The sequence below is a fragment of the Sphingobium sp. R-21 genome (genome assembly GCF_049913335.1).
Taxonomy (GTDB): Bacteria; Pseudomonadota; Alphaproteobacteria; order Sphingomonadales; family Sphingomonadaceae; genus Sphingobium.
In genome coordinates this window covers 1,859,106-1,873,506 of record NZ_CP184374.1, presented here as the reverse complement: position 1 = coordinate 1,873,506, position 14,401 = coordinate 1,859,106, and the positions used below count along the sequence as shown (strand labels likewise).

Here is a 14,401-nt window from a genome sequence, read left to right as displayed (position 1 = left end):
CTACTGCTTCCGGCTGCCGGGCTTGATCGCGGGGATCGCCGCCAGTTCGGGCGGGACCTGGTCCGCGTCATAGACGGGGAAATTGATGCTGACGAGCGGGTAGAAGGGAACGCCCAGATCCACTTCTCCGGCGGAACGATCGACCAGCGCGGCCTCCGCGATGACGATGCCGCCCTCCGCCTCTACTGCCTCGATCGCCTGGCGGGAGGAGAGGCCGGTGGTGACGACGTCCTCCACCATCAGCACCTTCTGTCCCGGCGTGATGGCGAAGCCGCGGCGCAGTTCGAACGTGCCCTCGGGACGTTCCAGGAAAACGGCGTCCTTGTCGAGCGCGCGGCCGATTTCATGGCCGATGATGAGCCCACCCATCGCAGGGGACACCACCAGATCGATGTCCTGCCGCAATTCGCGGGGCAGCTTCTGCACCACGGCGCGCGCCAGCCGTCCGGCCCGCTCCGCGTTCATCAACACGCGCGCGCACTGAAGATAATTGGCGCTGCGGCGGCCCGAGGAAAGGATGAAATGCCCCTCCAGCAACGCGCCCGCAGCCCTGAATTCCGCTAATACTTCCTCGTCGGTCATTCTTGTCTTGATCCATTCGCCCACGCCGCCCCGCTCGGGCGCGATGCGGCACGCCTTTTCACCATGGGTCGCCCCATGATCTCGCCCCATATATGCGCAATTGCGCGCGGGGTGCGAGATAGGCTCACCAACTAGGCGTTGCAACAGCGAAGAAAATCTGGTTGTGGAAGCTTGAGGCGTAAAAAAAGATGCTTATAAGCCGCGGCAGACCGATACGGGCGGGGGGGACGTGTATGCGTGTGTCTTCGTTGCTGCGGCGCCAAGGGGTTACGGGGTAAGAAGACGCTTATGAACAAGGTGAAATCGCTCGTTCTCGCCGGGTTGTTGGCCTTTGTGCCCACGCTCGCCATGAACGGTCCGGTGCTGGCCCAGGACAATGCCGCGGTGGCGGCTCCGGCCGCCGGGAACGAAGCCGCAGCCGCTGATTCGGCCGGCAATGCAGCGGCGCCCGCCGCGCAGGCCGCGCCAGCGGCCAAGGTGGCCGCGCCGCCGCGGATGAAGCCCACTCTTGGCGTCGGCATGCCGATGCCGGGCGAAATCACCCTTCAGAAACAATTTTCGCCCACCGGTCACACTGCGCGCTGGCTGCATGACAAGATGCTGCTGCCGATCATCACCATCATCTCGATCTTCGTGCTGGTCCTGATGCTCTATGTCATGGTCCGCTTCCGCCGCAGCGCCAACCCGACGCCGTCCAAGACCTCGCACAACACGGTGATCGAGGTGGTCTGGACCGTGGTCCCGGTCGTGATCCTGCTCGCCATCGCTATTCCCTCGATCGGCCTGCTGGCGGACCAGTACAAGCCTGCGCCCAAGGATGCGCTGACCGTCAAGGTCACCGGCTACCAATGGTATTGGGGCTATGAATATCCTGACAACGCCATTCCGGAATTCGTTTCGAACCTGCTGCCCCGCGACAAGGCGGAGGCGAATGGCGAGCCCTATCTGCTGGCGCCGGACAACCGCCTGGTCCTGCCGGTCGGTCGCCCGATCAAGCTGATCATCACAGGCGCCGACGTGATCCACAGCTTCGCGGTCCCCTCGCTCTGGGTGAAGATGGACGCCGTGCCGGGCCGCCTCAATGAGAAGAGCTTCACCATCGAGGAGCCAGGCGTCTATTACGGCCAGTGCTCGGAACTGTGCGGCGCGCGCCATGGCTTCATGCCGATCGCGATCGAGGCGCTTCCGCAGGACCAGTTCAACCAGTGGGTGCTCTCGCAGGGCGGCACGCTGAAGGCCGCCCCCGCGACCACGGCGCAGGCCCCGGCTGCCGCGCCTGCCGCCAAGCTTTGATGTAAGGGCAAGACGCCATGACCACCATTACCGCAGATCATCACGGCGATCATGCTCATGAGCATCATGACGCCGACCACAAGCCGGCCTTCTTCCAGCGTTGGTTCATGTCGACCAACCACAAGGATATCGGCACACTCTATCTGATCTTCGCGATCATTGCCGGTATCATCGGCGGCGCGATCTCGGGCCTGATGCGTGCCGAACTGGCGCAGCCGGGCATCCAGTATCTCCAGACCTGGGCGCAGTTCAGCGATGGCCCCACCGCCACGCTGGACCAGGCCTATCACCTCTGGAACGTGCTGATCACCGCCCACGGCCTCATCATGGTCTTCTTCATGGTGATGCCCGCTATGATCGGCGGCTTTGGCAACTGGTTCGTGCCGATCATGATCGGCGCGCCGGACATGGCCTTTCCGCGGATGAACAACATCAGCTTCTGGCTGCTCATCCCCGCCTTCGCCCTGCTGCTCGGCTCGACCTTCGTGCCCGGCGGCACCGGCAATGGCGCGGGCACCGGCTGGACGGTCTATGCCCCGCTGTCGACCAGCGGTTCGGCGGGTCCGGCGGTCGACATGGCGATCCTGTCGCTCCACATCGCGGGCGCCAGCTCGATCCTGGGCGCGATCAACTTCATCACCACCATCCTGAACATGCGCGCACCGGGCATGACGCTGCACAAGATGCCGCTGTTCGTCTGGTCGGTGCTGGTCACCGCCTTCCTGCTGCTGCTCGCGCTGCCGGTTCTCGCTGCGGCGATCACCATGCTGCTGACCGACCGCAATTTCGGCACGACCTTCTATGACGCGGCCGGTGGCGGCGATCCTGAACTGTACCAGCATCTCTTCTGGTTCTTCGGCCACCCCGAAGTGTACATCATGATCCTGCCGGGCTTCGGCATCATCAGCCAGATCGTCTCGACCTTCAGCCGCAAGCCGGTCTTCGGCTATCTCGGCATGGCCTATGCCATGGTCGCGATCGGCGTGGTCGGCTTCGTTGTCTGGGCGCACCACATGTTCACCACCGGTATGTCGGTGAACGTGAAGATGTACTTCACCGCCGCCACCATGGTGATCGCGGTGCCGACCGGCATCAAGATCTTCTCCTGGATCGCGACGATCTGGGGCGGTTCCATCAGCTACAAGACCCCGATGGTCTGGGCGCTGGGCTTCATCTTCCTGTTCACTGTGGGCGGCGTCACCGGCGTGGTGCTGGCCAATGGCGGCGTCGACGACGTGCTGCACGACACCTATTATGTGGTCGCGCACTTCCACTACGTCCTTTCGCTGGGTGCGGTGTTCGGCCTGTTCGCCGGGTTCTACTACTGGTTCCCGAAAATGTCGGGTCGCATGTACAATGAATTTCTGGGCCATCTCCACTTCTGGGTGTTCTTCGTCGGCGTGAACATGCTGTTCTTTCCGATGCACTTCCTGGGGCTGTCGGGCATGCCGCGCCGCTACCCGGATTATCCGGAAGCGTTCGCCTATTGGAACAAGGTGGCGAGCCACGGCTATGAAGTCATGACCGCGGGCATGCTGATCTTCTTCGTCAACCTTGTCTGGTCGCTGGTCGCCGGCAAGAAGGCGGAGGGTAATCCCTGGGGTGAAGGCGCCACCACGCTGGAATGGACGCTGTCCAGCCCGCCGCCCTTCCACCAGTTCGAAACGCTGCCGGTCATCGACTGATCATCGGCGGGGGCGTCCCGGTTTGCCGGGACGCAAGGATTGGGGTAAAGGCCGCCAGTCCTGGAATCAGGGCAGTCCCGGCGCGGCCGTCGCGCCGGGGCGCCGCGTGAGGAGATTATGGCAAGTTCGCCGATCATGTCCGAAGGTTCGGCTTTCACGATTCCCGCGCACTGGCGGGACTTCGTCGCGCTGACCAAGCCGCGGGTGATGACGCTGGTCGTCTTCACCGGGCTGTGCGGCCTGCTCGCGGCGCCTGGGCATATCCATCCGGTTCTCGCCTTCACCGCAATCCTGTGCATAGCTTTGGGGGCGGGCGCGGCCGCCGCGCTCAACCAATGGTATGAAGCCGATATTGATGCGAAGATGAAGCGCACGGCCAACCGTCCGTTGCCCGCGGGCCGGATGGATCGCCAGTCCGCGCTGCATTTCGGTGTAGGCCTGTCCTTCTTCTCGGTCCTGCTGATGGGTATCGCGACTAACTGGCTCGCGGCTGCCGTACTGGCCGTGTCGATCCTCTTCTACGTGTTCGTCTACACCATCTGGCTCAAGCCCCGCACGGCACAGAATATCGTCATCGGTGGTGCGGCGGGCGCCTTTCCGCCAGTCATCGGCTGGGCGGCGGTCACGGGCGACATCAGCGCGCTTCCGATTGCGCTGTTCATGCTGATCTTCTTCTGGACTCCGCCTCATTTCTGGGCACTGGCCCTGTTCGTGAAGACGGATTATGCCGCCGCCGGCATTCCCATGCTGCCGGTGGTTTCGGGTGAAGTGGCGACGCGGCGCCATATCTGGTTCTACACCGCCATCATGGCCGTGGCCGCCATGGCCCCGGTCCTGTTGCGCCTGACGGGCCCGATCTATGGCACGACGGCGCTGCTCGGAACGGCGCTGTTCGCATTGCTGGCCTTCCAGGTGTTGCGCCGGCGCGAGAGTGATCCTGCGCGGATGGCGCCGGAAAAGCGCTTGTTCAAATATTCGATCCTGTACCTGTTTCTCCTTTTCGGTGCGGTGGTCGTCGACCGCTGGGTGGCCGCATGACCCCCGAGGAGGACGGCCAGATTCGCGCGCGGCAGAAGGCGCGCGCCATCGTGACGGGGCTGCTGCTGGGCGCTCTGGTCATTCTCTTCTACGCGATCACCATCGCCAAGATCGGTGGGGGTCATTGATGGCGAGCCTTCCGCCTTCACCCTTCGACCGGGATCGCCGCAACCGGCGCACCATGATCGGCATGGCCGGCGTAGGCCTGGCGATGCTGGGGCTGGGGTTCGCTTCGGTGCCGCTCTACCGGATCTTCTGCCAACGGACGGGCTTTGGCGGCACCACGCAGCGCGCCGCTGCCGGCGTGCAGGTGGCAGAAGCGGTCGGGCATCGCATGTCGATCCGTTTCGATTCCAACGTAGCGCCCGGTATGCCGTGGAAATTCTACCCGGAGCGCAGCACCCAGACGGTGACGGTCGGCGCGCGCACCATGGCGATATTCATCGCGAAGAACATGTCGGACAAGCCGGTCACCGGCTCCGCCAGCTTCAACGTCACGCCGCTCCAGGCAGGGGCCTATTTCACCAAGATCCAGTGCTTCTGTTTCACCCAGCAAACGCTGAAGCCGGGTGAACAGGTGCGCATGCCGGTGATCTATTATGTCGATCCCAAGATATTGACGGATGCCGACAATAAGGACACGCAGGAAATCACGCTCAGCTACACCTTCTATCCTGTTGAGCAGGACAAGAAGCCAAGCTAAGGCACAATCATAACGCGAACGGGGATGAGAAACGTCATGGCAGGCGCCAAGAACCACGATTATCATATTCTTCCGCCCAGCATCTGGCCGTTTTTCGGCTCCATGTCGGCGCTGGTCATGGCTTTCGGCGCGATCATGTGGATGCATCCCGATGCGCTGCCCGCCGGCGGCGGCTGGGTGTTCCTGATCGGCGTCGCTGGCGTCCTGTTCACCATGTACAGCTGGTGGGCCAATGTCATTGCGGAGGCTCATGCGGGCGATCATACGCCGGTGGTGCAGCTTCACCTGCGCTACGGCATGATCCTGTTCATCGCATCGGAAGTCATGTTCTTCGTGGGCTGGTTCTGGTCGTTCTTCGACTTCTCGCTCTTCCCCAGCCAGCTGGCGCCGATCGAGGGCATGTTCCCGTCCAAGGGCATCGAGGTGATGAACGCCTTCGAACTGCCGCTGCTCAACACGCTGATCCTGCTCTGTTCGGGCACGACCGTCACCTGGGCGCACCATGCGCTGATTCATGGTGATCGCGACGGCCTGAAGAAGGGATTGACGCTGACGGTTATCCTGGGCGCCCTCTTCTCGTCGATCCAGGCCTATGAATATGCCCATGCGCCGTTCCCCTTCGGCGGCAGTCCGTACAGCTCGGCCTTCTACATGGCGACCGGGTTCCACGGCTTCCACGTCCTGATCGGCACCATCTTCCTGCTGGTGAACCTGATCCGCGCGCACAAGGGCGACTTCACCCCGCGCCAGCATTTCGGTTTCGAGGCGGCTGCCTGGTACTGGCATTTCGTCGACGTGGTGTGGTTGTTCCTTTTCGTCGCCATCTATGTGTGGGGCGGCTGGGGCGCGCCGGTGCACGGCGGTTGATCCTTCCGCCGATCGATTTACGGAAAACGGCCGGACCTGCTCCGGCCGTTTTCTTTTCCGGCCGGGGGCATTATGCCTGAGCCCATGTCCCCGCCAGACCCACAATCCCCTGAGCCGCAGCCGCTGTTGATCGCTTCGGCCCGGGGCGCCTGTCCGCAATGCGGCGCGCCGACTCTGTTCGCGGGGCCTGTGGGCTTTGCCGCGTCATGCAGGAACTGCGGGCTGGACTATGGCCAGTTCAATGTCGGCGACGGGCCCGCGGCGTTCCTGACGCTGATCATCGGCGCGCTGATGGTGGCGATGGCGTTGATATTGGAATTGAAGGTCCATCCGCCGCTCTGGCTGCATATCCTGCTCTGGACGCCGCTGACCGTGGTCGCGGTGATCGGCAGCCTGCGCGTGGCGAAGGGCGCGCTGCTCATCCTCGAATATCGCAACAAGGCGCGCGAGGGGCGGTTGACCGAAAGGGAACGCCAGCCATGAGCCGGCGCTTCCCCCTTGTCCCGACGCTGATCGTGGCGGCGGCGGTGCTGGTGATGGTCGGCCTCGGCATCTGGCAGCTTCAACGCAGGGCGGAGAAGGAGGCGATGCTGAGCCTCGTCGCGGCGAATCCGGCCCGGCCCGCCGTCGCCTTTCCGGCCTATCCGCCTGTGCCCGCAGACCTTCTGTTTCGGCGCTCCTCCGCCCATTGCCTGCGTGTCGTCCGCTGGCACAGCGAAGCCGGACGGGCGGCCGATGGGTCGGTCGGCTACCGCTACATCGCCGAATGCGCGACGGGTATCGAGGGGCCGGGGGTGCTGGTCGCTGCGGGCGTCGCCAGGACGCCGGACGCCAAACCCCAGTGGCAGGGGGGGCAGATGCGCGGCTGGATCGGGGAGGAGCCGGACCATCGTTCGCTCCTATCGCGGATCGGCGGCAAGGCCATGCCCTTGCGGCCCATGCTGATCGCCGGAGAGCCGGTGCCTGGCCTCAAGCCGCTGGCCCCGCCCAATGTGGCCGACGTGCCGAACAATCACCTGGCCTATGCGGTGCAGTGGTTCTTCTTCGCTGGGATCGCGGCGATCATCTATGTCCTCGCGCTGCGCAAGCGGAAGCCGCGACCTTAAAAGCTTGCCCGGAGGCGCGTCCGGCGTTACCGCGCTACCCCATCATGCACTATGTAAGCACCAGAGGGAGCGCGCCCGCGCTCGGGTTCGAGGATGTGACGCTGGCGGGGCTGGCGTCCGATGGCGGGCTCTATGTGCCGGAAAGCTGGCCCAGCTTTTCCGCTGAGCAGATACGTGCGCTGGCGGGCCTCTCCTATGTGGAAACGGCAGTGCGGGTCATGGCGCCTTTTGTCGCCGGATCACTGGGCGAAGAGGAATTGCGGGAACTGTGCACCGCCGCCTACGGCCGGTTCAGCCATGATGCGGTGACGCCGCTGGTGCAGCTTGACCATCGCCACTGGCTGCTGGAACTGTTCCACGGGCCGACGTTGGCGTTCAAGGACGTGGCCCTGCAACTGCTCGGCCATTTGTTCGAGCGTTTCCTGTCACGCCGGGACGATCATCTGACCATCGTCGGCGCGACATCCGGCGATACCGGGTCGGCGGCGATCGATGCGGTCGCCGGCCGTGCCAAGATCGATATCTTCATGCTGCACCCGGAAGGCCGTGTGTCGGATGTGCAGCGGCGGCAGATGACGACGGTGCGGGCACCCAATGTCCACAACATCGCCATTGACGGCAGCTTCGACGATGCGCAGGCGCTGGTGAAGTCGATGTTCAACGACGCCGATTTCGCGCGCCGCTTCAACCTGTCGGCGGTGAACAGCATCAACTGGGCGCGGTTGATGGCGCAGGTGGTTTATTATTTCTACGCCGCCGTCCGCCTGGGGGCGCCGGAACGTTCCGTCGCCTTCTCCGTCCCGACAGGCAATTTTGGCGACGTGTTCGCGGGCTATGTCGCGGCGAAGATGGGATTGCCCGTCGCGAAGCTGATGGTGGCGACCAATGTCAACGACATCCTCCACCGCGCCCTGTCCGATGGCGACTACAGCCAGGGGCAGGTGGTGGCGACGGCTACTCCCAGCATGGACATCCAGGTCAGCTCGAACTTCGAGCGCCTGCTGTTCGACGCGGGCGGGCGCGATGGCAATGCGCTGGCCGAACAGATGAGGGGTTTCGAAACGAGCAGGGCGATGCGCCTCACCAATGCGCAGCGGGACGGCGCGGCGGCGCTGTTCACGTCCGCGCGGATCGATGCCGACGCCATGACCATGGCCATGCGCTGGGCCTATGATGCGGCCGGGCAGGTGATCGATCCACACAGCGCGGTCGGCCTGGCGGCGGCGCGGTCGGCCGAGCTCGACCCGGCGGTGCCTGTGGTCACGCTGGCGACGGCGCATGCGGCGAAATTCCCCACGGCGGTCGAGCGCGCCACGGGCATTCGCCCCTCCTTGCCCTCGCGCGTGGGTGACCTGTTCGCACGGGAAGAGGCCTATGCCAAGCTGCCCGGCACCTTCGACGCGGTCACGGCCTATGTCGCGGAGCGCGCGACGCCGAGGGGCTGAGGTGAAACTCCAGACCCTTATCGGTGAGCCCTGGTCCGATTATGGCCTGATCGATTCGGGCCACGGGCGAAAGCTGGAGCGCTATGGCCGTTTCCGCTTCATCCGGCCGGAACCGCAGGCGATGTGGGCTCCGGCGCAGGATGACTGGCAGGCCGACGGCGAATTCGTCCCCGGTTCCGACGAGGAGGGCGGCGGGCGCTGGTTCTATGAACGGCCGGTGCCCGCTGAAGGCTGGCCGTTGGAGTGGCGCGAAGTCACCTTCCAGTCGAGCTGCACCCCCTTCCGTCATCTCGGCTTCTTTCCCGACATGGCGCCGGTCTGGGAATGGATGCGCGGCCGGATCGCGGACAAGGTCAGTGCAGGTGATCAGGCGCAGGTGATGAACCTGTTCGGCTATACCGGCGTGGGCACGCTGGCGATGGCGGCGGCGGGCGCGCAGATGGTGCATGTCGACGCGTCCAAGAAGTCGGTGGCACAGGCGCGGGCCAATGCGGCGTTGTCCGGGCTGGAGGATCGGCCGGTTCGCTGGATCGTCGACGATGCCGCAAAGTTCGTGGCGCGCGAGGTACGCCGCGGGCGCCGCTATGACGGCATATTGCTCGATCCCCCCAAATATGGCCGGGGCCCCGATGGGGAAGTGTGGCGGCTGGAGGAGGATCTGCCGGGGCTGATCGCGCATTGTCGGCAATTGCTGGACGCGGACAGCCGTTTCCTGTTCCTGACCGTCTATGCCGTCCGCATGTCGGCGCTGGCGATCGGGGAATTGTTGCGCCAGGCGTTTGCCGATCTGCCGGGCACCGTCGAAGCAGGTGAACTGGTGGTGCGCGAAGAGGCACGCGGATTGATGCTGCCTACTGCGATCTGGGCCCGCTGGAGCCGCTGAGGCGATTTTGTGCCAGGGGGTGACGCTCCGGCCTCTGGCGTCGCATCGTTTGAAAGGGAAAAGCATGGCCGCTTTTCCCCGCGATGTTCAGAAACTCGCCTTCAGTCCATCGATCACGAATTGCGCGGCCAGCGCGGCCAGCAGGACGCCCAGCAGTCTTGTGATCACCGCCTCGATCTTGGACCCGAGCAAAGCCATGATCGGCCCCGCCGCCAGCAGCGACCCCAGCATCAGCGCCAGCGTCACGACCACCGCGCCGATCACCACCAGCCGCTCGCTCAACCCCTCCGCCCGCGACATCAGCAGCATGACCGTGGCGATCGAACCCGGCCCGGCGATCATCGGCATCGCCATGGGGAAGACCGACACATCCTCGACCTCGGGCGTTTCGGCGATCTTCTGCGCCCGGTCCTCTCGCCGCTGGGTGCGCTTTTCGAACACCATGTCCATGGCGATGATGAACAGCATGATGCCGCCCGCGATGCGGAAACTGTCCAGTGCGATCCCCAGGGTGCCCAGCAACTGCTTGCCCCACAGCGCGAACAGCAGCAGGATGCCCGCGGCGATGGCCACGGCGCGGATCGCCATGCTGCGGCGCTGGATCTGTGTCGCCCCGGTGGTGAGGCTGGCATAGATCGGCGCGCAGCCCGGCGGATCGATCACGACGAACAGGGTGACGAAGGCGGAGATGAACAGTTCCGTCATTGCGTCGCGGCCACCCTGTCGTCGATCACCATGTCATAGTCGGTCCCGTTCCACATGCGTACGGTCACGCGGCGGCTGCCGTCGGCAGCGACGTCGGCGGTCCAGCTCAGGCTTTCATCGCGAGGGGCTGGCGGTGTCTCGCCCTTTGTCGCCTTGCGGTCCGGCGGCGAGGCGGTGGGTCGAGGGCCGTCCCCGGCGCGGCCGCGCTTGCAGGTCGCGACCTTGCCGATGAGGAATTCGGGCGCTTCACGGGCGCTGGCGAGCGTGTCGCCATGGTCCATGATCCATTTCCACTCGCCCTTCTTGTCCCGCTGCCAGATAGTGGTGAAATAGCCGACCGATCCGTCCGGCCGCTTCCAGCCGCCGGTGCTGGCCGCCAGATTGCCGTCGCAGGACACATAGATGGTCGAGGGGGTCCAGCTTACCGGGGCAGGCGGGTCGGCGCGCCCCTTCAGCCATTGCTTCGCCAACACCCGCTGCGGCACGAACATCACCGCCTCGTCCGCCGCCGTTTCGCGGAAGGCGGTCCATTGCCCCTTCTGCTGCGCGAGCCGGTTGAAGGCGAGTTCGGCCGCGAACACGGAACTGGGGTCAGGCTGATAGCGCATGGGCGGGCGCGCGCCCGCCAGCGCCAGCAATGTCAGGATCAGGAACGCGGCGCGCGCCTTCACAGCCCCTCCGGCTTTGCGAGCCCCGCTCGCGCATGGGCCGCGACCAGCGTATTGCGCAGCAGGACGGCTATGGTCATCGGGCCGACGCCCCCCGGCACCGGAGTGATGGCGCGGACATGGGCCAGCGCTTCGGCCGTGGCGACGTCGCCGACGATCCGGCTCTTGCCGTCTTCCGTATCGGTGACGCGGTTGATGCCGACGTCGATCACTGTCGCGCCGGGCCTGATCCACTCGCCCTTCACCATTTCCGCCCGGCCCACGGCCGCGACCACGATGTCGGCGCGATGCACGACGGAGGCGATGTCCCGCGTGCGGCTGTGCGCGATGGTGACGGTGCAGTTTTCCGCCAGCAGCAATTGCGCCATCGGCTTGCCGACGATGTTGGATCGGCCGACGACGACAGCTTCCAGACCCGAAAGATCGCCCAGTTCATCCTTGAGCAGCATGATGCAGCCCAGCGGCGTGCAGGGCACCAGCGCCTCCTGCCCGGTGGCGAGCAGGCCCGAATTGACGACATGGAAACCGTCGACATCCTTGGCGGGATCGATCGTGCCGATCACCGATGCCTCGTTGATGTGCGATGGCAGCGGCAGTTGGACGAGGATGCCATCGACCCGGTCGTCGGCATTCAGTTCCTCGACCAGGTCCAGCAATTCCTCCTCGCCTATGGAGGCGGGCAGCTTGAATTCCATGCTTTCCATGCCGGCGGCGACGGTCATCTTGCCCTTGTTGCGGACATAGACGGAACTGGCCGGATCCTCGCCCACCAGCACCACCGCCAGCCCCGGCTTGCGCCCGGTCTTCGCGATGAAAGCGCCGACCCCGTCCGCGACCTTGCCACGAAGCGTCTCCGCAAAGGCCTTGCCGTCGATGATCTTGCCGATGGTCATGATGCTTCAACCTGTTCCTTGATGATGGCGCAAAGCCCGGCGCTGCGGCTACCGCATTTCCTGAGATGTCAGCTGCTCGCATCTCGATTGGAAATGCTCCAGCGTCAACGCCTCACCGCCCCCCTTGATCCGCAGCCGCTTTAGCCGGTTGGTGTCACCCGATTCCAGTGAAATCGCGCTGCGTGGCCACTCCAGCCGCTTCGCCAGCAACGCGACCAGCGCCGCATTGGCCTTTCCCTTTTCCGGCACGGCGCGTACGCGTGCACGCAGCCAGGTTGCGCCCTTGTCGTCCGTCCAGACGCCGCCAATCTCTTCCCGCGTCGCGCCCGGCGTCAACCGGACAGAGAGGATGAGATCGTCGCCGTCCCGGTGCCAGACCGTCACACCAGGCCGAACAGCGGCGGCAATATGGCCTGGCGGATGATCAGAATGCCCAGCAGCACGACCATGGGCGAGAGGTCGAGCGCCCCCAGGTCCGGCAACACCCGGCGGATCGGATTGTATATCGGCGCCGTCATCCGATCCAGCGCGACCATCACCGTGCGCACGAAATCATTGGAAAGATTGACGACATTGAAGGCGATCAGCCAGCTCATGATGGCCTGGATGATGATGATCCACCACAGCACATCGAGCAGGATGACGATGATCTGATAGAGGGCGTAGGCCATGCGATCTCCGAATTGATGGCCAATCGCTCTAAAGCGATTTCAAGTCAGATGGAACATCTGAACGCCCGGAAATTGCGGAAAACCCATAAGATAGCCTGGGTGCGGACTTCATCAGGCCCGTTGCCGCACCGCGCCCCATGGATTTTCGCGACGCCGCGCGCGGCGCCCCCGACCGCCGCCTGCCATGCGGCACGCTGGCGGGCCGCCCATGCGCTTTGCTTCAGGCCCGAAGGGGTCCGGTTCACCGGCGGACTAACGTACCCGCACCGCGATCGGTGAAGATTTCCAGCAGCATTGCGTGCGGCACCCGTCCGTCCAGGATGACGGCGGCGTCCACCCCGCCTTCGACGGCCCGGACGCAGGTTTCCAGCTTGGGGATCATGCCGCCGCTGATGGTGCCGTCCTCCTCCAGCCCCCTGATCGCATGCGGGTCCAGGTCGGTCAGCAACTGGCCTTGCTTGTCCAGAACGCCGGCGACGTCGGTGAGGAGGAAGAAGCGGGCCGCCTGCAATTCCGCGGCGATGGCGCCCGCCATGGTGTCGGCATTGACATTGTAGGTGTGCCCATCCGCGCCGATGCCCACCGGCGCGACCACCGGAATGATACCATTCTGGGTCAGCGTGTCCAGGATGCTGCGGTCGATCCTCACCGGATCGCCGACAAAGCCCAGGTCGACATTGCGCTCTATGCCGGAATTGGGGTCCGCCTCACGCTTGCCCAGCACCTTTTCGCACAGGACCAGCCCGCCATCCTTGCCCGAAATGCCGACGGCCCGGCCGCCCGCGCCGGATATCCAGCCGACGATTTCCTTGTTGATCGATCCGGCCAGCACCATTTCCGCGATCTGCGCGGTTTCCTTGTCGGTGACGCGCAGGCCGCCGACGAACTGCGACTCGACGCCCAGCTTCTTCAGCATCGCGCCGATCTGCGGACCGCCGCCGTGGACGACGACGACATTGATGCCGACCGCCTTCATCAGCACGACGTCCTCGGCGAAATCGCGCGCCGCCTCGGGATCGCCCATGGCATGGCCGCCATATTTGACGACGAAGGTCTTGCCCGCATAGCGCTGCATATAGGGGAGCGCCTCGACGAGCGTTTCGGCCTTGGCGAGGAGCGCCGGATCGGGGGCGTGCTTGCTGTTCATGCGCGGGCGCATAGGGCACTATGCGCGTCGCCGCAAGCTAACGGTCCAGGCGGCGCCCCAGCGCGACCAGCGCATAGAGGACGGGCGGCACCAGCAGCGCCGACAGCGTGACCTTCGCCAGCATCTGCCCCAGCAGCAGCTCCCCGATCGGGAACACCCCGTAAAAGGCGATGGAGACGAAGAGCAGCGTGTCCGCGATCTGCGACAATATGCTCGCCACCGCGGCGCGCAGCCAGAGCAGGCGGCTGCCCTCGCGCCCCTTGAGTGCGGCGAAGAGGGTGACGTTCAAGGTCTGGGAAATGCCATAGGCGATGATCCCGCCGAGCCAGATCCGGGGCGTGCCGCCCATCATCAGCGCAAAGGCATCGCGCCGCGCCGGGTCCATGTCGCTCGCGGCGGGTACGGACAGCACGGCGATGGAAAGCAATATGGATGCGATCAGCGGCAGGAAGCCGATCCGCACCAGCCGGTTGGCGACGGCCGGGCCGTGCAGTTCCGCCACCGCGCTGGAAATCGTCACCAGCAGCAGGAAGGCGAAGATGCCCGCCTCCACCGCCAGCGGGCCGAGGCCGAACCAGGGACCGATGGCCGACAGGGGCCCCAGCGTCACCTGCTTGTTGCCGAGCACGCCGGCAATGCAGACCATGCCGCCGTAGAAGATCGAAAATACGAAGAGCGAACGCGCGATCGGTGCGGGATGCGAAGCCATTGCCGG

At 64.9% G+C, this 14,401-nt stretch carries 18 protein-coding genes; 10 read left to right on the top strand and 8 right to left on the bottom strand.

Going from position 1 to position 14,401, the window contains the following annotated elements:
- Complete coding sequence (gene pyrE / locus ACN9MX_RS08945; RefSeq protein WP_363753348.1) at positions 1-582, bottom strand: orotate phosphoribosyltransferase; 582 nt, start codon at positions 580-582, stop codon at positions 1-3.
- A gap of 288 nt (positions 583-870) precedes the next feature.
- On the opposite strand from pyrE, the gene coxB reads away from it, so the two are divergent.
- The 10 genes from coxB to ACN9MX_RS08895 all read left to right on the top strand — a co-directional run bounded on the left by coxB (position 871) and on the right by ACN9MX_RS08895 (position 9,602).
- Positions 871-1,875 carry a cytochrome c oxidase subunit II gene (gene coxB, locus ACN9MX_RS08940; RefSeq protein ID WP_426386712.1) on the top strand — a complete coding sequence of 335 codons (1,005 nt, stop codon included), beginning with the start codon at positions 871-873 and terminating at the stop codon, positions 1,873-1,875.
- Positions 1,876-1,892: 17 nt separating this feature from the next.
- Positions 1,893-3,560 (top strand): cytochrome c oxidase subunit I, encoded by a 1,668-nt coding sequence (gene ctaD / locus ACN9MX_RS08935; protein ID WP_363831337.1) that lies wholly within the window; start codon positions 1,893-1,895, stop codon positions 3,558-3,560.
- A gap of 117 nt (positions 3,561-3,677) precedes the next feature.
- Positions 3,678-4,598, top strand: a complete 921-nt coding sequence (locus ACN9MX_RS08930; protein WP_363831340.1) for a heme o synthase — start codon at positions 3,678-3,680, stop codon at positions 4,596-4,598.
- Entirely contained in the window at positions 4,595-4,726 is a 132-nt protein-coding gene (locus ACN9MX_RS08925; RefSeq protein ID WP_363738112.1) for a hypothetical protein, read from the top strand. The genes ACN9MX_RS08930 and ACN9MX_RS08925 overlap by 4 nt, the downstream gene beginning before the upstream one ends.
- Entirely contained in the window at positions 4,726-5,301 is a 576-nt protein-coding gene (locus tag ACN9MX_RS08920; RefSeq protein WP_363738113.1) for a cytochrome c oxidase assembly protein, read from the top strand. The genes ACN9MX_RS08925 and ACN9MX_RS08920 overlap by 1 nt, the downstream gene beginning before the upstream one ends.
- Positions 5,302-5,337: 36 nt before the next feature.
- Positions 5,338-6,168, top strand: a complete 831-nt coding sequence (locus ACN9MX_RS08915) for a cytochrome c oxidase subunit 3 (protein WP_363738115.1) — start codon at positions 5,338-5,340, stop codon at positions 6,166-6,168.
- A 72-nt stretch (positions 6,169-6,240) separates the two neighbouring features.
- Positions 6,241-6,651, top strand: coding sequence for a DUF983 domain-containing protein (locus ACN9MX_RS08910; RefSeq protein ID WP_133653911.1), 411 nt, complete (start codon positions 6,241-6,243; stop codon positions 6,649-6,651).
- Positions 6,648-7,274 (top strand): SURF1 family protein, encoded by a 627-nt coding sequence (locus ACN9MX_RS08905; protein WP_426386711.1) that lies wholly within the window; start codon positions 6,648-6,650, stop codon positions 7,272-7,274. The genes ACN9MX_RS08910 and ACN9MX_RS08905 overlap by 4 nt, the downstream gene beginning before the upstream one ends.
- 44 nt (positions 7,275-7,318) lie before the next feature.
- Positions 7,319-8,719: a threonine synthase gene (gene thrC / locus ACN9MX_RS08900; RefSeq protein ID WP_426386709.1), complete on the top strand. Its 1,401-nt coding sequence runs from the start codon at positions 7,319-7,321 to the stop codon at positions 8,717-8,719.
- A 1-nt stretch (position 8,720) separates the two neighbouring features.
- Positions 8,721-9,602, top strand: coding sequence for a class I SAM-dependent methyltransferase (locus ACN9MX_RS08895; protein ID WP_363753260.1), 882 nt, complete (start codon positions 8,721-8,723; stop codon positions 9,600-9,602).
- A gap of 87 nt (positions 9,603-9,689) precedes the next feature.
- Here the strand turns inward: ACN9MX_RS08895 and ACN9MX_RS08890 are convergent, their stop codons facing one another.
- The 7 genes from ACN9MX_RS08890 to ACN9MX_RS08860 all read right to left on the bottom strand — a co-directional run bounded on the left by ACN9MX_RS08890 (position 9,690) and on the right by ACN9MX_RS08860 (position 14,395).
- Entirely contained in the window at positions 9,690-10,307 is a 618-nt protein-coding gene (locus tag ACN9MX_RS08890; RefSeq protein WP_363738120.1) for a MarC family protein, read from the bottom strand.
- The gene (locus tag ACN9MX_RS08885; protein ID WP_426386708.1) at positions 10,304-10,978 is read right to left on the bottom strand and encodes a hypothetical protein; all 675 of its coding nucleotides are present in this window, start codon (positions 10,976-10,978) and stop codon (positions 10,304-10,306) included. Before ACN9MX_RS08885 ends, ACN9MX_RS08890 begins: the two co-directional genes overlap by 4 nt.
- The gene (folD, locus tag ACN9MX_RS08880; protein ID WP_133653905.1) at positions 10,975-11,868 is read right to left on the bottom strand and encodes a bifunctional methylenetetrahydrofolate dehydrogenase/methenyltetrahydrofolate cyclohydrolase FolD; all 894 of its coding nucleotides are present in this window, start codon (positions 11,866-11,868) and stop codon (positions 10,975-10,977) included. Before folD ends, ACN9MX_RS08885 begins: the two co-directional genes overlap by 4 nt.
- 48 nt (positions 11,869-11,916) lie before the next feature.
- The gene (locus ACN9MX_RS08875; protein WP_363753254.1) at positions 11,917-12,252 is read right to left on the bottom strand and encodes a DUF167 family protein; all 336 of its coding nucleotides are present in this window, start codon (positions 12,250-12,252) and stop codon (positions 11,917-11,919) included.
- Positions 12,249-12,539, bottom strand: coding sequence for a YggT family protein (locus ACN9MX_RS08870; protein WP_007688568.1), 291 nt, complete (start codon positions 12,537-12,539; stop codon positions 12,249-12,251). Before ACN9MX_RS08870 ends, ACN9MX_RS08875 begins: the two co-directional genes overlap by 4 nt.
- Before the next feature lie 241 nt (positions 12,540-12,780).
- On the bottom strand, positions 12,781-13,698 hold the full coding sequence (gene argB / locus ACN9MX_RS08865) for an acetylglutamate kinase (RefSeq protein WP_426386707.1): 918 nt from the start codon (positions 13,696-13,698) through the stop codon (positions 12,781-12,783).
- A 25-nt stretch (positions 13,699-13,723) separates the two neighbouring features.
- On the bottom strand, positions 13,724-14,395 hold the full coding sequence (locus ACN9MX_RS08860) for a queuosine precursor transporter (RefSeq protein ID WP_133653902.1): 672 nt from the start codon (positions 14,393-14,395) through the stop codon (positions 13,724-13,726).
- Positions 14,396-14,401 lie beyond the last annotated feature (6 nt).